Origin of the sequence: Bradyrhizobium sp. G127, assembly GCF_021502575.1 — a bacterium.
In the GTDB taxonomy this organism is placed as follows: Bacteria; Pseudomonadota; Alphaproteobacteria; order Rhizobiales; family Xanthobacteraceae; genus Afipia.
This window is the reverse complement of the sequence record NZ_JAKFGN010000003.1, coordinates 179,269-200,509: the sequence shown is the minus strand read 5'-3', so window position 1 is coordinate 200,509 and position 21,241 is coordinate 179,269. Positions and strand designations below refer to the sequence as shown.

Below are 21,241 nucleotides of genomic sequence, written 5' to 3'. Positions count from 1 at the left end.
AAGGCTCCCGTTCAGATCGGCCGTTGAAGGACCGCCGGGCCCTTCACCAGGGTGACGGCGAAAAACAGGATCACCAGCACACCCAATGCAAGTGCAATGGCGATGGAGCGCTCGCGCTGCCGCTTCTTCTGCTCCGGCGTGAGAACGATGCCTTGCTGCGGCTTCTTGCTGTCCATGACAATCCCCGCGCTCATGACCAGATCATCCGCGCGGCTGCGGACACCATAACTTCACACAGCAGCACGGCAAACAGCGCGAACAGGTAAAGGATCGAGAACTTGAACAACCCGCGCGTGGCGCGCAGCGCCGCGCTGCCGGTGCGATCGCGATAGACGCGGATCGCGTACCACATCATGCCCGCGCCGAGGACGATCGACGTCACGCCATACACGGCGCTGAAATATCCCAGCGGCCACGGTGCGATGGCGACCGCCACCAGCACGATCGTATAGAGCAGGATCTGCAGCCGCGTCGCATCGGGACCGGCAACATTGGGCAACATCGGAATCTTGGCGCGCGCGTAATCGTCGGTACGGAACAGCGCCAGCGCCCAGAAGTGCGGCGGCGTCCACAGGAAGATGATGAGGAACAGCAGGATCGGCTCCGGCGACAACGAGCCGGTGGCCGCAGCCCATGCCACCACCGGCGGCAGCGCGCCGGCGGCGCCGCCAATCACGATGTTCTGCGCAGTATAGCGCTTCAGCCACATCGTATAGACCACGGCGTAGAAGAAGATGGTGAAGGCGAGCAATGCGCCGGCGAGCCAGTTCACCAGAATACCGAGCGTCATCACCGAGAAGAAAGCCAGCGTCAGGCCGAAGGCCAGGGCTTCGCCCGGCAAAATCCGTCCGCGCGGAATGGGCCGGTTTGCGGTGCGCGACATCAGCGCGTCGAGGTCGCCCTCGTACCACATGTTCAATGCGCCAGCCGCGCCGCCGCCGACGGCGATGCAGAGGATCGAGGTAATCGCCAGCACCGGATGAAAATGACCCGGCGCGATCACAAGTCCGACCAGCGCGGTGAACACCACCAGCGACATCACGCGCGGCTTCAGCAGCGCGACATAGTCCGCGACCCCCGCCTCGGAAATCCGGGGCGACAAATCGATGGTGTGATGGTCGACAATCGACAAGGCCTGACTCACTCCCTGAACATCTCACCCGCCGCGGCCATTCGGCCGGGGCGGATGTCTCAATCAACCTGCCGCGTCACTGCACGCGGGGCAGAACCTCGAACTGATGGAACGGTGGCGGCGACGACAGCGTCCATTCCAGCGTGGTCGCACCGGGACCCCACGGGTTGTTGGGAGCCGGCACCTTGCGCGCGAAGGCCTGGATCACGCCATAGAGGAAGATCAGCACGCCGAACGCAGAGATGTAGGAGCCGATCGACGACACCAGATTCCAGCCGGCGAAAGCGTCGGGATAATCGATGTAGCGGCGCGGCATACCCGACAAGCCGAGGAAATGCTGCGGGAAGAAGATCAGGTTTACGCCGACGAAGGTTACCCAGAAGTGCAGCTTGGCGATGGATTCCGAATACATGTAGCCGAACATTTTCGGAAACCAGTAATACCAGCCCGCAAAGATCGCGAACACGGCGCCCAGCGATAACACGTAATGGAAGTGGGCGACGACGTAATACGTATCCTGCAGCACGCGGTCGACGCCGGCGTTGGCCAGCACCACGCCGGTCACGCCGCCAAGGGTGAACAGGAAGATGAAACCCATCGCCCACAGCATCGGGGCGCGGAATTCGATCGAGCCGCCCCACATGGTGGCGATCCACGAGAAGATCTTCACGCCGGTGGGCACCGCGATGACCATGGTCGCAGCGACGAAGTAAGCCTGCGTCGCCGAAGACATGCCCACGGTGTACATGTGGTGCGCCCAGACCACGAAGCCGATGCCGCCGATGGCGACCATGGCGTAGGCCATGCCGAGATAGCCGAACACGGGCTTGCGCGAGAAGGTCGAGACGATCTGCGAGATCATGCCGAAGCCCGGCAGGATCAGAATGTACACTTCGGGATGGCCGAAGAACCAGAACAGATGCTGGAACAGCACCGGATCGCCGCCGCCGTCGGCCGCGAAGAACGTGGTGCCGAAGTTGCGATCGGTCAGCAGCATGGTGATCGCGCCGGCCAGAACCGGCAGCGACAGCAGCAGCAGAAACACGGTGACGAGGATCGACCACACGAACAGCGGCATCTTGTGCAGGGTCATGCCCGGCGCGCGCATGTTGAAAATGGTGGTGATGAAGTTGATCGCGCCGAGGATCGACGACGCGCCCGCGATGTGCAGCGACAGAATGGCGAAATCGACAGCCGGGCCGGGGTGACCCGAGGTGGAGAGCGGCGCGTACATCGTCCAGCCCGCGCCGACGCCGTTGGCGCCCGGCTCACCCTCGACGAAGGTGGAGATCAGAAGCAGCGCGAACGAGGCTGGCAGCAGCCAGAACGACACGTTGTTCATGCGCGGAAAGGCCATGTCCGGCGCGCCGATCATCAGCGGCACGAACCAGTTGCCGAAACCGCCGATCATCGCCGGCATCACCATGAAGAAGATCATGATCAGGCCGTGGGACGTCACGAACACGTTGTAGGTGTGAGCCTCGTGGAACAGCTGCACGCCGGGATACATCAGCTCGATGCGGATCGCGACCGACATTGCCGCGCCAATGATACCCGCCACGATCGCGAAGATAAGGTACATCGTGCCGATGTCCTTATGGTTCGTCGAATAGACGTAACGCCGCCACCCGGTCGGGTGATCGTGCGCATGGTCGTCATGAGCGTGATCATGTGTTGCAGCGGAGGTGGCCATTTTCAAATCCTTTGAGCCTCGTAGTGCCGTCAGCTAGTCCCGTCAGCCTTGCGGCCGTGAGCGTGATGCGCCCGGCCGCCCTTGTGCGTCGATGCGCTTACTGCGCAGCAGCCCCGATCGATGCATAGGAATTCGCCGGGGTGCTTGCATACTTCTTCTTCGCCGCCTCGACCCACGCCGTGAAGTCGGTGTCGCTCACGACCTTGATGGCGATCGGCATGTAGGCGTGATCCTTGCCGCACAGTTCGGAGCACTGACCGTAGTACATGCCTTCCTTGGTCGCCTTGAACCAGGTTTCGTTGAGGCGGCCGGGAATGGCGTCGATCTTGATGCCGAACGACGGAATGGCGAAGGAATGGATGACATCGGCGCCGGTGGTCTGCACGCGGATCACCTTGTTCACCGGAACGACCACTTCGTTATCCACTGCCAGCAGCCGGGGCTGCTTGTCAGCGACCATCAGCGAGTCGAACTCGAACTTGCCGTTGTCGGGATAGGAATAGCTCCAGTACCACTGCTTGCCGGTGGCCTTGATGGTGAGGTCGGCCTTCGGAATGTCGAGCTGCTGGAACAGCAGGCGGAACGACGGCACCGCAATGCCGACCAAAATCAGGACGGGCACGATGGTCCACACCACTTCGATCAGCGTGTTGTGGGTGGTCTTGGACGGGACAGGGTTGGCCCGGGCGTTGAACTTGAAGGCCACGATCGCCAGCAGGATCGCGACGAAAATTGTGATCGCCGATATGATCCAGAGCAAGAAATTGTGGAACCATGTGATGTTATCCATCACCGGCGATGCAGATGGCTGAAGCGTATATTCCCATGGAGAGGGCTGACCCGGCGTCCCCGCGGCGAAAACGGCCCCGGCCGCAACCAGCGCGGTGGCCGCCACCGCAAAACCCAGAATTCGGCGGCCGTTTTGGCCCTTCGACATCTTCATGCCGCTCTCGCTCCTGCTCTCGTCACCCCAGCGATCCCGCCGGGCGGCAAGATCTGCTTCTAAGCCCGCTCTCGCGGTCGCGCTCCGGATTCCGGCTTAAAGCCGAAGGTTAGAACGCGTCAAATTTCCCGTTCCTCAAACCATAATTCCATGCATACCGCAATGCACGTAATAAGGTGCGTGTGAACAGCGAATCCCGTTGTCAAACGGGCTAAAACTGGCCGTCCCAAAGTCCGAGACGCTTGACACTTGGATTGCCCGTTGTACCCACCACGGGCAGGATAGGCAGCGAAAGCCCGATTCGCGGTGGTGAGGCGTATCCGGCGGCAGGCTTTGCCTCCACCGGGGCTTGCCCTCAAGACGCCGTCATTGCCCTGTCAATCCAGCCACAGGCAGGTGACGCTGGGGAAACTGCCGGGAAATCATCTGGAATTGCCGAGATCATTGCCGAGGAATTGAGCCTGATGGGCCAGCGAAACCAGTTTTTTTCAGTTTTGGGTCTTGCTGTCCGGCCGTTTCGGCTGGCGATCGTCGCGGCCGCGGCTTTTCTGGCCGCATCCGCCCCGGCCGTCGGGCAAGGCGCGGTGAAGTCGGTCCATGGTGACTGGCAGATCCGCTGCGATACCCCTGCCGGTGCGCAGGCCGAACAATGCGCCCTGATTCAGAGCGTGGTGGCCGAAGACCGCTCCAATGCAGGGCTGACCGTCATTATCCTCAAGACCGCCGACCAGAAGAGCAAGCTGATGCGCGTGGTCGCACCGCTGGGCGTGCTGCTGCCGTCGGGCCTCGGCCTCAAACTCGACGACAAGGACGTCGGGAGAGCCGGCTTCGTGCGCTGCCTGCCCAACGGCTGCGTTGCCGAAGTCGTGATGGAAGACACCCTGCTCAACCAGTTGAAAACCGCCAAGACGGCGACTTTCATCATCTTCGAGACGCCGGAGGAAGGCATCGGCTTCCCCCTCAGCCTGAAAGGGCTCGGCGAAGGCTACGACAAGCTGCCCTAGCCACCCCTCGCCCTCCGGCAGGATCATCCCTATCTTGCAGGTCTGATCCGGTTGCGATTGACCGCGAGGCCGGAATTCGAGGAGTTTTCATGAGTCAGCCGTCCGACGCCGTATCCGCCAGCGCTTCCCTGCTCGAGCGCGCGGGGCTCGACCGCAACGAGGTCCGCGGTCAGATTGTGCGGGGATTGGCCGGTGCCGATGACGGCGAACTGTTTCTCGAATATCGCCAGTCCGAGGGGCTCGGCTTCGACAACGGCCGCCTCAAGCAGGCGACCTATGACACGGCGCAGGGGTTCGGCCTGCGCGCGGTCAAGGACGACGCGGTCGGTTACGCTCATTCTTCAGACGTGTCGCTCCCGGCATTGATTCGCGCCGCTGATGCGGTCCATGCCGTGCGCAGCGGCTATTCCGGCACGTTCGCGTCTGCGCCGATGCACACCAACACCCGGCTCTATGGCGACGAGAACCCGCTCGACGGCCAGAGCTTCGAATCCAAGGTCAAGCTGCTGGCCGAGATCGACGCCTATGTGCGCGACAAGGACCCGCGCGTGCGGCAGGTGTCAGTCTCGCTCGGCGCGACATGGCAGGTGGTGGAAATCTTGCGGCCCGATGGCGAAAGTTATCGCGACGTCCGCCCGCTGGTCCGCGTAAACATTTCCGTCGTGGCCGGCAGCGGCGACCGGCAGGAAACCGGCAGTCATGGTTATGGCGGGCGCGAAGGCTATGCGCGCTTCATCGAGACCAAGGCGTGGCGCTCGGCCGCCGACGGCGCAATCCGTCAGGCAATGATCAATCTCGAATCGGTGCCCGCCCCCGCCGGTGAAATGGACGTGGTGCTCGGACCCGGCTGGCCGGGGGTGATGCTGCATGAAGCCGTCGGTCACGGGCTTGAGGGCGATTTCAACCGTAAGCAGACCTCGGCCTTCTCCGGCCTGATGGGCCAGCAGGTCGCGGCCAAGGGCGTAACCGTTGTGGACGACGGCACCATTTCATCGAAGCGCGGGTCGCTGTCGATCGACGACGAAGGCACGCCGACCAACCGGACCGTGCTGATCGAGGACGGCATCCTGGTCGGCTACATGCAGGATCGCCAGAACGCGCGGCTGATGAACATGAAGCCGACCGGCAACGGCCGGCGTGAAAGCTACGCCCATGTCCCGATGCCGCGCATGACCAACACCTACATGCTGGCCGGCGGACGCGATCCCGCGGAAATCCTCGCCTCGGTGAAGAATGGAATCTTCGCGGCGAATTTCGGCGGCGGCCAGGTCGATATCGTGTCCGGCAAGTATGTCTTCCAATGCACGGAAGCCTACAGGATCGAAAACGGCAAGCTGGGCGCGCCGCTGAAGGGCGCGATGCTGATCGGCAACGGCCCAACCGACCTGCATCGCATTTCGATGGTCGGCAACGATCTGCAGCTCGACGACGGCATTGGCACTTGCGGCAAACAGGGTCAGGGCGTGCCGGTCGGCGTCGGCCAGCCGACCCTGCGCATGGATCGCATCACTGTCGGCGGGACGGGCTAGGACATGAGCGAAATTCCGCACACCGCGAAACAGTCGCGAGGCTGGACTCGCTCGCTGGTGGAGATCGCCGCAGCCTTTTTGGTGGTCATGGTGGCCAAGGGCGCACTGGCCGAGCCGTTTTACGTGCCGTCAGGCTCGATGGAGCCGACGCTGCTGATCGGTGACGCGCTGCTGGCCTCTAAATATCCCTACGGTTACAGCGCAGCATCACTGCCGGTGAATGTCGCAGTGCCGGCGACTGGACGCGTGTTCGGCGCCATGCCCGATCGCGGCGACGTTGTGGTATTCCGCTGGCCCGGCGACACGTCGCAGGTCTGGGTCAAGCGTGTGGTCGGCCTTCCCGGCGATCACGTGCAAATGCGAGAAGGCCGCCTCTGGGTCAACGGACAGCCGGTCGGACTGCGGCCGGACGGCGTCGGTCAGGCCGAGGAGGAAGACGGACGCAACGCGCCGGCGGCACGTTTCGTTGAAACGCTTCCCGGCGGCCACGAGCACACACTGTTCAAGCAGCGCGAACACGGCTTTCTCGACAACACCCCAGAGGTGACGGTGCCGAAGGGCCGCCTGTTCGTGATGGGTGATAACCGCGACAACTCCGCCGACAGCCGCGTGCGCGTTTCCGACGGCGGCGTCGGCTTGCTGCCGATTGAAAATCTTGTCGGCCGTGTCGATGCCATCGTCGGCTCCTGGGATCTCGGCATCAGGAGCCAGCCGATCTGGACCTGGCTGTCAGGCTTCCGGATCGCGCGATCCTTCACTTCGGTGCATTGAAGCCGGCACGACGCACGAACCAGCACTCAGAAATAAGCGATCGACCGCCCGGAGATTGCGACCGCGATCCAGATCATCAGGGATGCCACGGCCGTCCCGCGCGCGCCGGATGGAAGCGGCGCCAGCGGTGGCAGATCCTTCACCTTCGGCGCGATGAGAATTTCAAACAGCGCGATATTGAGCAGACCAAGCGCAATCAGTCCGAGTTTGATCTGGAATACGCGGTTCACGATGACGTGGCTGGCTTCCGCCGTGAACAGAACTGCGCCTGACATCACAAGCCCGGCGAATCCAATCAGCGCAACACGGCGTGACGCCTTCAGCACATAACCTGGCGATGTCGCGGCCAGCGCGCCCGTCATCCGCACGTCCATCACCGCGATGGCGCCCGCGAATATCATCAGCGAGACGATATGACCGATATTGGCGATCATATAGAGCCAGCGCGACTGCCGGATCGCTGCGCCGAGTCCCGATGCTTCGATCGCAGCGAAGATCGCAGGCGCGGACTCCGTCATCAGCGCAACTCGTAGGTCTTGCCGTCCACCGAAATCCGTTCGGCGCGCATTTCATTCATCTCGACGGTCGACGGATAACCATAGGCCGACACCTTCTTGCCGACGGCGACGACCTCGGCCGGCGCGCCGCGTGCGATCATGCGCGACGTCGGCGCGAGCGTCACGGTCCAGACCTTGTCGGCGCCCTTGATGGCAATGGTCGCGTGCGGATTCTCAAAGGTGCTGGTGATGATCGGCCCCTCCACGGTGACCGGCTTGTTGGCATCGTAGCTTCCCCAGCCGTGATGTGCGACCGCAGCCATTGTCGTAGCTGCGAGCATGGAAACTCCGGCGATTGCGGCGCGGGTGTGCTTCATCGGAACACTCCGTTGGATTCGGATCCTGATCATCCTACCCCAACGCGCGAACCGGAAAATCGTTTGCCGGCGGATTTATCGCACCACGCCGGAAATGAACCCCGGTTTGCGGCGCGGCGGCTTGACGTGGTCCTTGAGAAAACAGCGCGCGGATTTGCCGAGATAGCCGGGCCGTGCATAGGTCCACGCTCGGCACTTGTTGTCGGCATCGCAGGCTGCCTTGCAGGTTTCTCCCCGGGGATCGGTGCCAACCTCGATATTGCGGTAGTCTCCCCCGAGCCGGTCGATCTCGACTTCAAAGGCGCTGTTGCGCGGCTCGACGACGCCTGCGCCGCGCACGCCGGAGACGCAGCAGGTGCTCGCGACGCGGGGCGGCACCGCGTTCTTGAGCCAGCAGATTGCGCCTTCATCGCTCACGGCCGGATAGTTGAAGCTCCACGCGCGACACCGGCGGTCGCGCTCGCATTGCAGTGCGCACACCGCGGGGTCGCCCGATGGCAAGAGCGTTCGCGAATAATCGCTGCCGGGCCGGTCGAAATTGGCCTGCGCGAAAACCGGCTGAAGGAATACCAGCGCCGTCAGCACCAGCGCCGCCGCAAACGCAAGACATGCACTCAAGCTTGATCTGAAATTGCAGATTCGAGGCATGCCATCGCTTTCAGCGGGAAACGGACCATCAGGCCGGTGTCCGGTCGGATCAGGCCTATTCAATCGCCGGACTGATGTATGGCAGATGAACGGCAGATAAATGCCGGAACAACATTCTCGTGAGGGACTTAAGAGCCTGACCTAGAATGCGTATTCGGTATAGGCCGGATCGACGGAATGCCCCCAGGGGCCGTTGAATTTCTCAAGCAGCCGTTCCGCCGGGGTCTGTCCCGAATCCATGATGTGATCCAGCGGCTCCAGATACCGTGTCTCGTCGCGCCCGAGATGATCGATCCGACCGCGCCGCGCCAGCCCCTTGTGAGCAAGCACCATGCAGTCCTTGGCGACCTCGAACAGATAGCGGTTGCCGATTTTCGCCTTGAAGCCGAATCGCGGCACATCGTCGCGCAACGCCTGACGCTCATGCGCGGTCCACCGCTTGGCGAGATCCCACGCCGCGTCCAGACTCTCGTCGTCGTAGAGCAGCCCGACCCAGAACGCCGGAAGCGACGGCAGCTGTTGCCACGGCACGTTGTCCGAGCCGCGCATTTCGAGATAGCGCTTCAGGCGCACCTCGGGGAAAATCGTGGAGAGATGATTGGCCCAATCGGAGAGCGTGGGTTTCTCGCCCGGCATCATCTTGTTTTTGCCATCGAAGAAATCGCGGAACGACGATCCCGACACGTCGATATAGTCATCGCCCCGCTTGACGAAATACATCGGCACATCGAGCGCGTAATCGACCCAGCGCTCGAAGCCCATGCCGTCCTCGAACGCCCAGGGAATCATGCCCGCGCGCGCGTTGTCGGTATCGCGCCAGATCTCGGAGCGGAACGACAGGAAGCCGTTCGGCTTGCCTTCGGTAAACGGCGAATTCGCGAACAGCGCGGTCGCCACCGGCTGCAGCGCCACCGACACCCGCAGCTTCTTGACCATGTCGGCTTCGGAGCAGAAGTCGAGATTGGTCTGCACCGTGCAGGTCCGGTACATCATGTCGAGACCGAACTGGCCGACCTTCGGCATGTAGCTGGTCATGATCTTGTAACGGCCCTTCGGCATCACCGGAATTTGCTGGCGCGACCATGATGGCGTCATGCCGAGTCCGAGGAATCCGATGCCAAGCGGTGTCGCGACCTCGCGCACCTGCGCCAGATGCGCCATCAGTTCGGATGTCGTCTGGTGCACGGTTTCCACCGGCGCGCCGGAGAGTTCGAACTGACCGCCCGGCTCCAGCGAAATCGCGCCACCGCCGGTCACATCGTACAGGCCGATGATATTGCCGTTCTCCATGATCGGCTCCCAGCCGAGCAGGAGCTGCATGCCTTCGAGAACCGCACGAATACCGCGGGCGCCCTCATAAGGAACGGGATTATGGCCTTCCAGCGTGAACGGCGTTTTCTCGTGTTCGGTGCCGATGCGGAAATCGGATTTCGGCTTTACGCCCGCTTCCAGCCACGCAACCAGTTCGTCGCGCGATTGCAGCGGCGTCATATCAATCTGATCACGCGCCATGAAAAATCCGGATAAGAGGTCTTGCGTGACGTGTCAGGGCACGATGCAGAGGGACGGTACGGACGCAAGCATCCGTAGCCACGAGGGGTAAAGAAAGATTCATCGTGACGACGCGGTTTCTTTGGCAGTCTCTTTGGCGGAAACAGCCGTCGCCTGCGTTGCGCCGGCGCAACAACCGAGACGATCGAGCAGGCCGCTCAACTTGACCGCGTCGGCGTCGGCGAGTTTCGAGCCGATATGGCGCTCGATGGCGGCGGAATAGGAATTCCACATCCGCTTCTGCAAGTCGCGTCCGGCCTCGGTGATCTCGACGAACAGGCCGCGCTTGTCCATCTTGCACTCGCGGCGCGCGGCAAGACCTTCCTCGACCAGACGGTCGATCAGCCGCGAGGTGGAGTACTGCGGCAGCAGCATCTGCTTTTCGAGTTCCACCGGGCGCAGTTCGCCGCCCGGCGCACGCGACAGTTCAAGCAGCGCGTCGTACCAGGCCAGGGGTGGAAATCCGGCCTTCTTCAGGTCGTGCTCGACAGCGCCGAGCACCTTGCTCTGGACCCGCATCAGGCGAATCCAGACTTCCGTCGCCTCAGTCGAGGGTTTGCGTTTCATGGCATCGTCCGTAGCGGTGGGCCGCCGAATTTAACCCAATAAATGCAGATGCATCAATCTTGACATACGACAGCATTTAGTGGACCGCCAGAGGTGTTGCCAATGCCCTTGCGATCAAAATCCCACAAAGGATACCTCCCATGAAACTGTATTACTCGCCCGGAGCCTGTTCGCTATCGCCCCATATTGCTCTGAAAGAGGCCGGTATCCCGTTCGACCTGGTCAAAGTGGACCTGAAGGCGAAGAAGCTCGAGGACGGCCGCGACTATAATGCGATCAATCCGAAGGGCCAGGTTCCGGCGCTCGGACTCGACGATGGCGACCTGCTGACGGAAGGCGCGGTGATCGTCCAGAAGATCGCCGACAGTGCGCCGCAAAAGAACCTTGCGCCCGCCAGCGGCTCAAGTGAGCGTTACAAGCTGCAGGAATGGCTGAATTTCATCGCCAGTGAGCTGCACAAGAACTTCAGCCCGCTGTTTCAGCCGGCCCTTTCGGACGAGACCAAGGCGTTCTTCAAGACCCGTCTTCAGAGCAAGTTCAAGTACATCGATCAGGCGCTCTCCGGCCGGGATTATCTGATGGGCAGCCAGTTCACGGTGCCCGACGCCTATCTGTTCACGATGCTGGCCTGGGCGGAGCGGATGGGGCTCGACATTTCCGGGTTGCCTAACCTCCTCGCTTACAGGGCGCGGGTTTCAGCGCGGCCGAAGGTGCAGGAAGCGCTGGCCGCCGAAGGACTGCTGAAGGCGTCGTAAAACGCGATCACGTTTTCGCGAACATAAAAGGCGGGATCAATGATCCCGCCTTTTTCGATGTCATGGTGTGAAGACTTACGCCGCCAGTTTCTTCGGCGGGAAGCGGCCGTAGAAGGTCTCGCCCTTGGCGGCCATGTCGATCAGAAGCTTCGGCGGCGTGAAGCGCGAGCCGTACTTCTTCTCCAGCTTGTGGCACAGCTCGACAAAGTTCTTCGTCCCCATGAAGTCGATGTAGGACAGCGTGCCGCCGGTGAACGGCGCAAAGCCGAATCCGAGAATCGAGCCGACGTCGGCTTCGCGCGGATCGGTGATGACATGATCCTCCACAGTGCGCGCGGCTTCCACCGCCTGCACCACGAGGAAACGCTGCTTCAATTCCTCCACGTCCAGGGTATCCGGATCGAGATGCCTGGACTGCAGCGTCGTCAGCTCCGGCCACAGCTTCTTCTGACCCTTGCCCTTCTCCGGATAATCGTAGAAGCCCTTGCCGTTCTTCCGGCCAAAGCGTCCACGCTTCTCAACCATCTCGACCAGAAGCGCCTTCTGCTCCGGATCGACGGCCTGCGGACCAATGTCGGCTTCGGTAGCCTTGAGGATTTTCAACGACAGGTCGATAGCAACCTCGTCGTTGAGCGACAGCGGGCCGACCGGCATGCCGGCCATCTTGCCGACGTTCTCGATCATCGCGGGCGGCACGCCCTCCTTGAACATCTCATAGCCTTCCGAGATGTAGCGCAGCACGCAACGGTTGGCGAAGAAGCCGCGCGAGTCATTGACGACGATCGGCGTCTTCTTGATCTGGCGGACGTAATCGAGCGCGGTGGCGAGCGCCACGTCGCCGGTGTTCTTGCCGACGATGATTTCCACCAGCATCATTTTCTCGACCGGCGAGAAGAAGTGAATGCCGATGAACTTCGACTGGTCCTTCCATTCCTCGGCCAGCGAATTGATCGGCAGCGTCGAGGTGTTGGAGGCGAAGATCGCGCCGTCGCGCAGCAACGGCTGCGCCTTGGCATAGGTCTCAGCTTTCACCTTGCGATCCTCGAACACGGCCTCGATGACGAGATCGCAATCCTTGATCGCATTGTAGTCAGGTGTCGCAGTGATGCGCGACAGGATCGCATCGCCGTCGGCCTGCTTCATGCGGCCCTTGGAGACAGCGGCGTCGACTGCGGTCTTGGCGTGGCCCTTGCCCTTGTCAGCGCTCTCCTGATCGCGGTCGATCAGCACCACCTCGATACCGGCCTGCGCCGAAACGAATCCGACGCTCGCGCCCATGAAGCCCGCACCGATCACGGCGAGCTTCTTCACCTTGGTGGCGGGCACGTTCTGCGGACGGCGCGCACCCTTGTTCAATTCCTGCATCGACACGAACAGCGAGCGGATCATCGCCGCCGCCTCCTTGGAGCGCAGAATCTTCGAGAACCAGCGCGACTCGACGCGCAGCGCCGCATCCATCGGCAACTGCAGGCCTTCATAGACGCACTGCAGGATGGCGCGCGCCGCCGGATAGTTGTCGTGGGTCTCGCGGCGCAGGATCGCGTTCGCGGGCGGGAAGAACTGCATGCCGGCCTTGGAATAGACCGGGCCGCCGGGCAGCTTGAAACCCTTCTCGTCCCAAGGCGCGACGGCCTTGCCGCCGGCCTTGATCCACTCCTTCGCGGTCTTGATGAGATCGGCTTGCGGCACAACGGCGCCGACAATTCCCAAAGCCTTCGCTTTCTTCAGATCGATGGCGTCGCCCTTGAGCAGCATCTGCAAGGCGTCCATCGGCTGGATCATGCGCGGCAGCCGCTGCGTGCCGCCACCGCCCGGAAACAGGCCGACCTTGATTTCAGGCAGGCCGAGGCGGGTCTTCGGATTCTCCGCCGCCACGCGGTAATGACAGGCCAGCGCGAGTTCGAACGCGCCGCCAAGCGCGAGGCCGTTGATCGCCGCGACCCACGGCTTGCCGCAGGTCTCGATCTTGCGCAGGTTTTGCGACAGCTTGGCGACTTCCTCAAACACATACCTGTTCGCGGCTTCCTCGCCCTTGCTCGTGAGCATCTCCAGATAGGTGCGGTTCATGCCTTCGAGCATGGTGAGGTCAGCGCCGCCGGAAAACGCTTCTTTGCCGGAGGTGATGACCACGCCCTTGACCGCCGCATCCTTGGTGGTCGCGTCGACGATCGCGGCGAGTTCGGTGCCGGTGGTCTCGTCCAGCACGTTCATCGACTTGCCGGGGATGTCCCATGTCACCAACGCAATGCCGTCGGCGTCGGTTTCAACCTTGAAATTTTTGTACGTCATGTGTCGATCCTCAAACGCGCTCGATGATGGTCGCGGTGCCCATGCCACCGCCGATGCACAGCGTGACGAGAGCGGTGGATTTGTTGGTGCGCTCGAGTTCGTCAAGCACGGTGCCGAGGATCATCGCGCCGGTCGCGCCGAGCGGATGGCCCATGGCGATCGCTCCGCCGTTGACGTTGATCTTGTCGTTGTCGATCTCGAACGCCTGGATGTAGCGCAGCACCACCGAGGCGAACGCCTCGTTGAGTTCGAACAGATCGATGTCCTTGAGCTTCATGCCGGATCGCTCCAGCACCTTCTTTGTCACATCGACCGGTCCGGTCAGCATCATCGCCGGCTCGGACCCGATATTGGCGAAGGCGCGGATTTTCGCACGCGGCTTCAGGCCATACTTCTTGCCGGCTTCCGCATTGCCGAGCAGAACGGCGCCCGCACCGTCGACAATGCCGGACGAGTTGCCGGCGTGGTGCACATAGTTCACCGCCTCGATCTCGGGATGCGACTGCACGGCCACCGCATCGAAGCCGCCCATCGCACCCATCGCTGCAAACGACGCCTGCAACTGCCCGAGCGACTGCATGGTGGTCGATGGACGCATATGTTCGTCCTTGTCGAGAATGGTGAGACCGTTGATGTCCTTCACCGGAATGACCGAGTTCTTGAAACGGCCTTCATCCCAAGCCTTTGCAGCGCGCTGCTGGCTCTGCACGGCATAGGCATCGACGTTGTCGCGCGAGAAACCGTACTTGGTCGCGATCAGGTCGGCAGATACGCCCTGCGGCATGAAGTAGGACGGCACTGCCATGGACGGGTCCATCGGCCACGATGCGCCCGAGGACAGAATGCCGACGCGGCTCATGGATTCCGCGCCGCCGCCAATGGTCAGTTCGTGCTGGCCGGACATGATCTGCGCCGCGGCGAAATTCACCGCGTCGAGACCCGAGGCGCAGAAGCGGCTGATCTGGATGCCGGGCACGGATTCGCCGAGGCCGGCATTCATCGCGGCGAAACGCGCGATGTCACCGCCGGCTTCGCCGATCGGATCGACCACACCGAGGATAACGTCATCGATGGTATCGACCTCGATATTGTTGCGCTCCTTGAGCGCCTTGAGCGGCGCGGTGGCCAGCGCCAGCGCCGTCACCTCGTGCAGGGAGCCGTCGGACTTGCCCTTGCCGCGCGGCGTGCGGACATGATCGTAGATAAATGCTTCAGGCATGACGCCCTCCTTCAAATCCCGGTTGTTGTGTGTTTGGGCCGGAGCCCGCGCCGGAGCTCGGCGCGGGGAAACTGAGATCTCAGAACGCTTCGGCAGGCAGTTCCATCATCGCGCCGGCACCCGACTGGATGCGCGACAGGCGCAGCGCTGTTTCCGGCAACATCCGCTCCATGAAGAACTTTCCCGTGACGAGCTTGGACTTCAGGTAGGGCTGCTCGCCGGATTCCGCCAGCTTGTCCTGCGCAACTTTCGCCATCCGCGCCCACATGTAGGCGAGCGTCACCAGACCGAAGAGATGCAGGTAGTCCGTGGACGCCGCGCCCGCGTTGTCGGGCTTCGCCATCGCATTCTGCATCAGCCACATGGTCGCCTGCTGCAAGTGCTGCAGCGATGTGGAGAGCGGGCCGAGATACGGCTTCAGCGCCTCGTTCGCGCCGTTCTCCTTGGCGAAAGCGGAAACCTCGTTGAAGAACGCGGTGATGGCGCGGCCGCCGTCGCGGCCGAGCTTGCGGCCGACCAGATCCAGTGCCTGAATGCCGTTGGCGCCTTCATAGATCATGGCGATGCGCGCATCGCGCACGAACTGCTCGACTCCGGTCTCGACGATATAGCCGTGACCGCCATAGACCTGCTGCGCGGCGACCGCATTGGCGAAGCCGACATCGGTCAGCATGCCTTTGACCACCGGTGTCAGCAGGCCCATGTGATCGTCGGCCGCCTGACGCTCCTTCGGATCGTCGGAGCGATGCGCGAGATCGCTCTTCAGCGAGGTCCACACCACCAGCGCGCGCGCAGCTTCGTTGAAAGCGCGAATCGACATCAGCGTGCGGCGAATATCCGGATGCACGATAATCGGATCAGCTGGTTTGTCCTTGGCTTGCGCGCCGGTCAGCGCGCGGCCCTGCAAACGGTCCTTCGCGTAGGCCGCGGCATTCTGATACGCGACTTCGGATTGCGCGAGGCCCTGAACACCGACGCCGAGCCGCGCCTCGTTCATCATGACGAACATCGCCGCCATGCCCTTGTTCTCTTCGCCCACCAGCGTGCCGACCGCGTTGTCGAAATTCAGCACGCAGGTCGAGTTGCCGTGAATGCCCATCTTGTGCTCGATCGAGCCACACACCACGCCGTTAGGCTCGCCGCTGATGGAGCCATCGGATTTCAGTTTGACCTTCGGCACAACGAACAGCGAGACGCCCTTGATGCCCGCAGGTGCGCCCTCGATCCGCGCCAGCACGAGGTGGACGATGTTCTCAGTGAGATCCTGCTCGCCACCGGAGATGAAAATCTTGGTGCCGGTGATCTTGTAGGTTCCGTCGGCCTGCTTCACCGCCTTGGTGCGCATCAGGCCCAGATCGGTGCCGCATTGCGGCTCGGTGAGATTCATGGTGCCGGCCCACTTGCCGGCCATCATGTTCGGCACGAACGTGTTCTTCTGCTCGTCCGAGCCATGAACGAGCAGTGCGGCCATCGCGCCCATGGTCAGGCCGCCATACATGGAGAACGCCATGTTGGCTGAGATCAGGAATTCGTTGACCGTCTGCGACAGCGTCACCGGCAGACCCTGGCCGCCATATTCCGCCGGACCCGACAGGCCGAGCCAACCGCCGTCCGCGAGTTGTTTGAAAGCATCCTTGAAGCCGGCCGGGGTGGTGACGCGGCCGTCATCATGGCGCGTACAGCCTTCGAGATCGCCGGAATGATTGAGCGGCTGGAGAACCTTTTCAGAAAACTTGGCGGCCTCGTCGAGGATCGCTGCGCGGACATCGGCCGTAGCGTCGCTGAAGCCGGGAAGGTTGTTGTACTTGTCGATCTGAAAGACGTCGTTGAGAAGGAAAGTCACGTCTTCGACGGGTGCTTTGTAGATCGTCATGGAATGTCTCTCGGTTCACAATGGGCGTGGTTTGCACGAATTGCCTGGCGATGGTCGCCTCAGCACATGGACCGCCTTCAATGACCTCACCATGACATTGGAACGCGCAATGCGCGCCGTCGTGGGCGAGCGCGAGGATGTCGACGCCATTCATACTGACGCCTTCGCTCTCGTTGTTGAAGTCAGCCACCGCAGAATTGCGTTGCCCATTCACCGACAAGACCTGCCAGTTCACGAACCGTATTCTGCCAAGGCATCCATACACCTCTGTACGGAGCCTAGCGCGCGGCTGGATTTTGTGTCAATACACTTGTGTATGGTCGAAGCTGCGGAATCGTCACAATCAAAAGACCGCCTCACCCGCGAGCAATGGATTGCCCACGGGCTGCGGACGCTTGCCCGGCAAGGCTCCGCCGCCCTGAAGACCGGAATGCTCGCCGAAGGGCTGCAGGTCTCGCGCGGCAGCTTCTACTGGCACTTTGAAAGCATTGCCGATTTCCGCACCCAGCTTTTGGCCACATGGCAGGAGCGCGCGACGGATGGCGTGATCCGTGAGATCGATTCGTCGATCATTGGGCCGGCGCGACTTACCTACCTGATGAAGCTGGCTTTCAAGGAAGACCGAAGCCTTGATCGCGCCTTCCGCGCTTGGGCTGCGACGGATGCCGATGCCGCCAAAGTCGTTGCGGCTGTCGATGCGGGGCGCGTGGCCTATATCGCCAAGCTTCTTCGCGAATCCGGCGTCGACGCCCGGACATCGGTCCCCCGCGCCGAGTTCATTTACTGGGCCTATATCGGGCAGTCGTCTGTCATGAACTCCGCTCACGAAACGATCACCGAAGCGGATCTCGGCGATCTCAGCGGCCTGTTCACGCGGCCGGCCTCAAGCTGACGTTTCAGGCCTGAAAACCAATAATCGTAGGGCCGCCGACGTTTATTAACCGGGTATTTACCGTAACGCGAAAAAGTCAGCGCTGGAAACAGACGTCTCGCGTCGAAATTTGATTGTCTCTTCAAGGGACGCGGGGGGTCTGAAACGCGCTGGCAGGAGCCCGCGCTGTGACCGGACCTAGGCATGACAGCGCGCGTATCGTGGAGTGTTGACGGAATCGAGCCTTCGGTCCGAGAAAGGGCTGAGGCTTCCGCGCGACGTGCCGGTATGTCCTTGGGGGATTGGCTGAATTCCGCGATCGGTAGTCCCGACCCGACAGCCCGCGAAGCCCAGGATGTCGCCGAAATCCACAAACGGCTGGATTCCATCGCCCGCCAAGTCGACCATATTTCACGGACGCCTGGTGGCCCCAAAGGCGATCCTGCCGTCGCCCGGCAGTTAAACGATGCAATTTCACGGCTGGATGCCCGGCTGTCGCAAATCTCTGACTCCCCCGCCCCTTCCCGGTCTGCGCCGGCCCGTACCCCACAGGGCAACCCGATGGGCATGTCGCCCATGGACTTCTCGATCGCGGAAATTGTTGCGCGGCAGGGCGAACTCGATGGCTTGCTACCCCGCGCGCGGACCTCCGCTGCGCGGATGCCGCCCCCCTCTTTCGTCGATCACACTCCGCCGATCCAGCCGCAGGCCGATTATTCCGGGCTGGAGCGGCAGCTCTCGCATATCACCAGCCAGATCGAGACACTGCGGCGTCCCGACGGAATCGAACAGTCGATCAGCGCATTCCGCAGCGAACTGGCGGAAATCCGTCATGCCATCACCGAAGCATTGCCACGGCGCGCGATCGAATCGCTCGAAGGCGAGATTCGATCGCTGGGGCAACGCATCGACCAGACCCGCTCAAGCGGAATCGACTCGACGGCGCTCTCCGGCATCGAGCGCGCGCTGTCGGACATCTACAGCGAACTGCGCACGCTCAAGCCCGCCGAGCAATTGGCCGGCTTCGACGAGGCCATCCGCAATCTCGGCAGCAAGATCGACAGCATCGTGCGATCCAGCACCGATCCGGCCACGGTCCGCCAGCTTGAGGACGCCATCGCGGCGCTCAGGGGGATCGTATCCAACGTTGCATCGAACGACGCGCTGAACGAGCTCGCCGGTCACGTCCAGACGCTGTCGATCAAGGTCGACCAGCTCTCGCGGGCCAGCGGTAACGGCGATATTCTCTCGGCGCTGGAACAGCGCATCGCCGTACTGACCACGGCGCTGGAGCAGCGCGACCGCCCGCCCGCAGGCGATACCGTTTACTTCGACAACGCGGTTCGCACGATTTCGGACCGGCTCGACAATCTGCAGGTCGGGCATGACAGCGCGTCGTCGCTGAGCCATGTCGAGCAGCGCGTCCAGCATTTGCTCGAGCGGCTGGAAATGTCGGAGCCGCGCGGCGGCAATCTCGGACGGGTCGAGGAAGGCCTTTCGGACATTCTGCGCCATCTGGAGCAGCAGCGCGTCCATAGCGCAGCGGCCGACCAGAGCTCCCGCTCGCCGACACAGACGGATGGCGATCTAGTCGACACCATCAAGCGCGAGTTGTCCGATCTTCGTTTCAGCCACTCGGAAACCACCCGGAATACACAGAGTTCGCTGGAAGCCGTTCACAATACGCTCGGTCATGTGGTCGATCGACTGGCGCAGATCGAGGGCGATTTGCGCACCGCGCGAGCCGCTCCGGCGACACGCGAGATGCCGCCGTCCGAGCCTCGCGCCCGTGAAACCTACGCACCGGAGCCACCGCGTGCGGCGACCTCCTTCGCGCCGGTGCCACGTCCCGAAATGCCGAATCCTGCTGCGGCGCAGGCTCCGATTGCCCGTGCGCCGGCCATGTCCGATTCGTCGACCGCCCGCGCGCTCGACATCGCGCAGCCCTTGGCCCGTATGGAAGAACCTGCGGCGGCGCCATCGCCCGCGTCAGTTCGGCCACCGCCATTACCGCGCAGCCCGATCGATCCGAGCCTGCCGCCCGACCATCCGCTTGAGCCGGGCACCCGCCTGCAAACGGCGCGTGGATCGACACCATCCGAGCGCATTGCCGCGTCGGAAGTCGTCCTGAACGAAATCTCCGGCAGCGCGCCAGCGCCCGTCAGTTCAACCAACTTCATTCAAGCCGCGCGCCGTGCCGCGCAGGCGGCCGCCGCAGCCCCTGCCGCTCCGGGCACAAAGCCGAATCGCGTCACCGCGCTGAATGAGGCTGCCCGCAGCGCGGCCAAGGCCGCGACCAGCGGCGATTCCGGAATCTCATCGAAGATCCGCGCCCTCCTCGTCGGCGCAAGCGTGGTCGTGATTGTGCTGGGCACGGTGAAGATGGGCATGAACCTGCTCAGCAGCCATGACAGCGCGAACCCGTCGCTGCCTGCAGAATCGAGTGTCACGCCCCCCGCATCCCCGCCTGCCGGTGAAAACGGGCCGCGATCCGACATCGCACCTGCGATGCCGTCGATCACATCCCCAACTCCGCTCAATCGCCAGCCGATGACGGCGCAGCCGGCAATCCCCGCAGCAATTCCGCAGATTCCTGCCTCCACGCCGTCTGAGCCGGCAGCGCGGCCCGCGGCTCCTGACGTGACCGGGTCCATTGCGACGCCAAACGAACGAATCTCCGCTGCGATTCCGCCGGCCGTAAAGCCGAAGACCAAGCCCGTGCTGATCCCGATTTCGGACCCGCTGCCTGAATCGATCGGCAGCGCGACGCTTCGCGCCGCCGCCGGCAAGGGCGAGCCGGGCGCGGCTTTCGAGATCGGTGTTCGCTATGCCGAGGGCAAAGGCGTTGCACCGGACTATGCCGCCGCAGCGAAATGGTATGAGCGCGCTGCGCAGGGCGGTGTCGTGCCGGCAACGTTCCGGCTCGGCACCCTTTATGAAAAGGGCCTCGGCACCAAGAAAGATCTCGATGCCGCCCGGGGCTATTACTTGCAGGCCGCGGAAAAAGGCAGCGCCAAGGCCATGCATAATCTGGCCGTCCTGGACGCGGATGGCGGCGGCCTCGGACCGAACTACAAGAGCGCCGCACAATGGTTCCGCAAGGCCGCCGAACGCGGCGTCGCCGACAGTCAGTTCAACCTCGGAATTCTCTACGCGCGCGGCATCGGCGTCGAACAGAACCTCGCCGAGTCCTATAAATGGTTCAGCCTCGCGGCCGCACAGGGCGACACGGATTCCGCGCGCAAACGTGACGATGTCGCCAAGCGGCTCGACCCGCAGTCGCTTGCGGCGGCGAAACTCGCGACCCAGACCTTCACGGCCGAGCCGCAGCCTGATGAAGCCACCGCGGTCGGCGCGCCCGCCGGTGGATGGGATGTCGCAACGGCTGTCAAGCCCGCGGCAAAACCTGCCGCCAAGCCGGCATCCGCCAAGAACGTCGCGCGCTAGCGCGGGCGCTACGCGTTAAGATTAACGCGTGACGCAATTCCGAAAACCACGTCACACATTTTTCAGCGCGCCGCT

Annotated in this window: 18 protein-coding genes; 6 read left to right on the top strand and 12 right to left on the bottom strand. The window is 62.7% G+C overall.

The genetic code is table 11. The features are described from left to right. Positions 1–11: 11 nt before the first annotated feature. The 4 genes from LVY71_RS20520 to coxB form a co-directional block, all read right to left on the bottom strand. On the bottom strand, positions 12–194 hold the full coding sequence (locus tag LVY71_RS20520) for a cytochrome c oxidase system small membrane protein (RefSeq protein WP_235101770.1): 183 nt from the start codon (positions 192–194) through the stop codon (positions 12–14). Continuing rightward, the gene (locus LVY71_RS20515) at positions 191–1,132 is read right to left on the bottom strand and encodes a heme o synthase (protein ID WP_235101769.1); all 942 of its coding nucleotides are present in this window, start codon (positions 1,130–1,132) and stop codon (positions 191–193) included. The genes LVY71_RS20520 and LVY71_RS20515 overlap by 4 nt, the downstream gene beginning before the upstream one ends. A gap of 76 nt (positions 1,133–1,208) precedes the next feature. Next, positions 1,209–2,825: a cytochrome c oxidase subunit I gene (ctaD, locus tag LVY71_RS20510; protein WP_235101768.1), complete on the bottom strand. Its 1,617-nt coding sequence runs from the start codon at positions 2,823–2,825 to the stop codon at positions 1,209–1,211. 97 nt (positions 2,826–2,922) lie between these two features. After that, a complete protein-coding gene (gene coxB / locus LVY71_RS20505) occupies positions 2,923–3,768 on the bottom strand; it encodes a cytochrome c oxidase subunit II (RefSeq protein ID WP_235101767.1) in 846 nt (281 codons plus the stop codon). Positions 3,769–4,232: 464 nt separating this feature from the next. Here coxB and LVY71_RS20500 point away from each other — a divergent pair, with 464 nt between their 5' ends. From LVY71_RS20500 to lepB, 3 genes are all read left to right on the top strand, one after another. Then, positions 4,233–4,772 carry an invasion associated locus B family protein gene (locus LVY71_RS20500; protein ID WP_235101766.1) on the top strand — a complete coding sequence of 180 codons (540 nt, stop codon included), beginning with the start codon at positions 4,233–4,235 and terminating at the stop codon, positions 4,770–4,772. An 89-nt stretch (positions 4,773–4,861) separates the two neighbouring features. Continuing rightward, the gene (tldD, locus tag LVY71_RS20495; RefSeq protein WP_235101764.1) at positions 4,862–6,301 is read left to right on the top strand and encodes a metalloprotease TldD; all 1,440 of its coding nucleotides are present in this window, start codon (positions 4,862–4,864) and stop codon (positions 6,299–6,301) included. A gap of 3 nt (positions 6,302–6,304) precedes the next feature. Beyond that, positions 6,305–7,072 carry a signal peptidase I gene (gene lepB / locus LVY71_RS20490; protein WP_235101762.1) on the top strand — a complete coding sequence of 256 codons (768 nt, stop codon included), beginning with the start codon at positions 6,305–6,307 and terminating at the stop codon, positions 7,070–7,072. A gap of 26 nt (positions 7,073–7,098) precedes the next feature. On the opposite strand, the gene LVY71_RS20485 is transcribed toward lepB, so the two are convergent. The 5 genes from LVY71_RS20485 to LVY71_RS20465 all read right to left on the bottom strand — a co-directional run bounded on the left by LVY71_RS20485 (position 7,099) and on the right by LVY71_RS20465 (position 10,712). Continuing rightward, complete coding sequence (locus tag LVY71_RS20485) at positions 7,099–7,590, bottom strand: hypothetical protein (protein ID WP_235101760.1); 492 nt, start codon at positions 7,588–7,590, stop codon at positions 7,099–7,101. Continuing rightward, entirely contained in the window at positions 7,590–7,946 is a 357-nt protein-coding gene (locus LVY71_RS20480) for a DUF6152 family protein (protein WP_235101758.1), read from the bottom strand. The genes LVY71_RS20485 and LVY71_RS20480 overlap by 1 nt, the downstream gene beginning before the upstream one ends. 75 nt (positions 7,947–8,021) lie before the next feature. Further along, positions 8,022–8,594, bottom strand: a complete 573-nt coding sequence (locus LVY71_RS20475; protein WP_235101757.1) for a PAN domain-containing protein — start codon at positions 8,592–8,594, stop codon at positions 8,022–8,024. Positions 8,595–8,735: 141 nt separating this feature from the next. Further along, on the bottom strand, positions 8,736–10,106 hold the full coding sequence (locus LVY71_RS20470) for a glutamate--cysteine ligase (RefSeq protein ID WP_235101756.1): 1,371 nt from the start codon (positions 10,104–10,106) through the stop codon (positions 8,736–8,738). 99 nt (positions 10,107–10,205) lie between these two features. Then, positions 10,206–10,712 carry a MarR family winged helix-turn-helix transcriptional regulator gene (locus LVY71_RS20465; RefSeq protein WP_235101755.1) on the bottom strand — a complete coding sequence of 169 codons (507 nt, stop codon included), beginning with the start codon at positions 10,710–10,712 and terminating at the stop codon, positions 10,206–10,208. A gap of 140 nt (positions 10,713–10,852) precedes the next feature. Between LVY71_RS20465 and gstA the strand changes: the two genes are divergently transcribed. Continuing rightward, on the top strand, positions 10,853–11,467 hold the full coding sequence (gene gstA / locus LVY71_RS20460) for a glutathione transferase GstA (RefSeq protein WP_235101754.1): 615 nt from the start codon (positions 10,853–10,855) through the stop codon (positions 11,465–11,467). A 75-nt stretch (positions 11,468–11,542) separates the two neighbouring features. On the opposite strand, the gene LVY71_RS20455 is transcribed toward gstA, so the two are convergent. The 3 genes from LVY71_RS20455 to LVY71_RS20445 form a co-directional block, all read right to left on the bottom strand. Continuing rightward, the gene (locus tag LVY71_RS20455) at positions 11,543–13,756 is read right to left on the bottom strand and encodes a 3-hydroxyacyl-CoA dehydrogenase NAD-binding domain-containing protein (protein WP_235101753.1); all 2,214 of its coding nucleotides are present in this window, start codon (positions 13,754–13,756) and stop codon (positions 11,543–11,545) included. A 10-nt stretch (positions 13,757–13,766) separates the two neighbouring features. Next, positions 13,767–14,975, bottom strand: a complete 1,209-nt coding sequence (locus tag LVY71_RS20450) for an acetyl-CoA C-acetyltransferase (protein ID WP_235101752.1) — start codon at positions 14,973–14,975, stop codon at positions 13,767–13,769. Positions 14,976–15,054: 79 nt separating this feature from the next. Further along, positions 15,055–16,848, bottom strand: a complete 1,794-nt coding sequence (locus LVY71_RS20445; protein ID WP_235101751.1) for an acyl-CoA dehydrogenase C-terminal domain-containing protein — start codon at positions 16,846–16,848, stop codon at positions 15,055–15,057. A 121-nt stretch (positions 16,849–16,969) separates the two neighbouring features. Between LVY71_RS20445 and LVY71_RS22995 the strand changes: the two genes are divergently transcribed. Next, complete coding sequence (locus tag LVY71_RS22995; RefSeq protein WP_235101749.1) at positions 16,970–17,740, top strand: TetR/AcrR family transcriptional regulator; 771 nt, start codon at positions 16,970–16,972, stop codon at positions 17,738–17,740. 183 nt (positions 17,741–17,923) lie between these two features. Next, positions 17,924–21,166: a tetratricopeptide repeat protein gene (locus LVY71_RS20435; protein WP_235101748.1), complete on the top strand. Its 3,243-nt coding sequence runs from the start codon at positions 17,924–17,926 to the stop codon at positions 21,164–21,166. Positions 21,167–21,241: the final 75 nt, after the last annotated feature.

Bases quoted from the DNA above. Each gene is read 5' to 3' on its own strand.
- LVY71_RS20470 (WP_235101756.1), bottom strand. From the start codon at position 10,106: ATGGCGCGTGATCAGATTGATATGACGCCGCTGCAATCGCGCGACGAA.
- LVY71_RS20475 (WP_235101757.1), bottom strand. From the start codon at position 8,594: ATGCCTCGAATCTGCAATTTCAGATCAAGCTTGAGTGCATGTCTTGCG.
- gstA (WP_235101754.1), top strand. From the start codon at position 10,853: ATGAAACTGTATTACTCGCCCGGAGCCTGTTCGCTATCGCCCCATATT.
- LVY71_RS20445 (WP_235101751.1), bottom strand. From the start codon at position 16,848: ATGACGATCTACAAAGCACCCGTCGAAGACGTGACTTTCCTTCTCAAC.
- LVY71_RS20450 (WP_235101752.1), bottom strand. From the start codon at position 14,975: ATGCCTGAAGCATTTATCTACGATCATGTCCGCACGCCGCGCGGCAAG.
- LVY71_RS20455 (WP_235101753.1), bottom strand. From the start codon at position 13,756: ATGACGTACAAAAATTTCAAGGTTGAAACCGACGCCGACGGCATTGCG.
- LVY71_RS20480 (WP_235101758.1), bottom strand. From the start codon at position 7,946: ATGAAGCACACCCGCGCCGCAATCGCCGGAGTTTCCATGCTCGCAGCT.
- LVY71_RS20485 (WP_235101760.1), bottom strand. From the start codon at position 7,590: ATGACGGAGTCCGCGCCTGCGATCTTCGCTGCGATCGAAGCATCGGGA.
- ctaD (WP_235101768.1), bottom strand. From the start codon at position 2,825: ATGGCCACCTCCGCTGCAACACATGATCACGCTCATGACGACCATGCG.
- LVY71_RS20520 (WP_235101770.1), bottom strand. From the start codon at position 194: ATGAGCGCGGGGATTGTCATGGACAGCAAGAAGCCGCAGCAAGGCATC.
- LVY71_RS20465 (WP_235101755.1), bottom strand. From the start codon at position 10,712: ATGAAACGCAAACCCTCGACTGAGGCGACGGAAGTCTGGATTCGCCTG.
- LVY71_RS20500 (WP_235101766.1), top strand. From the start codon at position 4,233: ATGGGCCAGCGAAACCAGTTTTTTTCAGTTTTGGGTCTTGCTGTCCGG.
- tldD (WP_235101764.1), top strand. From the start codon at position 4,862: ATGAGTCAGCCGTCCGACGCCGTATCCGCCAGCGCTTCCCTGCTCGAG.
- lepB (WP_235101762.1), top strand. From the start codon at position 6,305: ATGAGCGAAATTCCGCACACCGCGAAACAGTCGCGAGGCTGGACTCGC.
- LVY71_RS20435 (WP_235101748.1), top strand. From the start codon at position 17,924: ATGACAGCGCGCGTATCGTGGAGTGTTGACGGAATCGAGCCTTCGGTC.
- coxB (WP_235101767.1), bottom strand. From the start codon at position 3,768: ATGAAGATGTCGAAGGGCCAAAACGGCCGCCGAATTCTGGGTTTTGCG.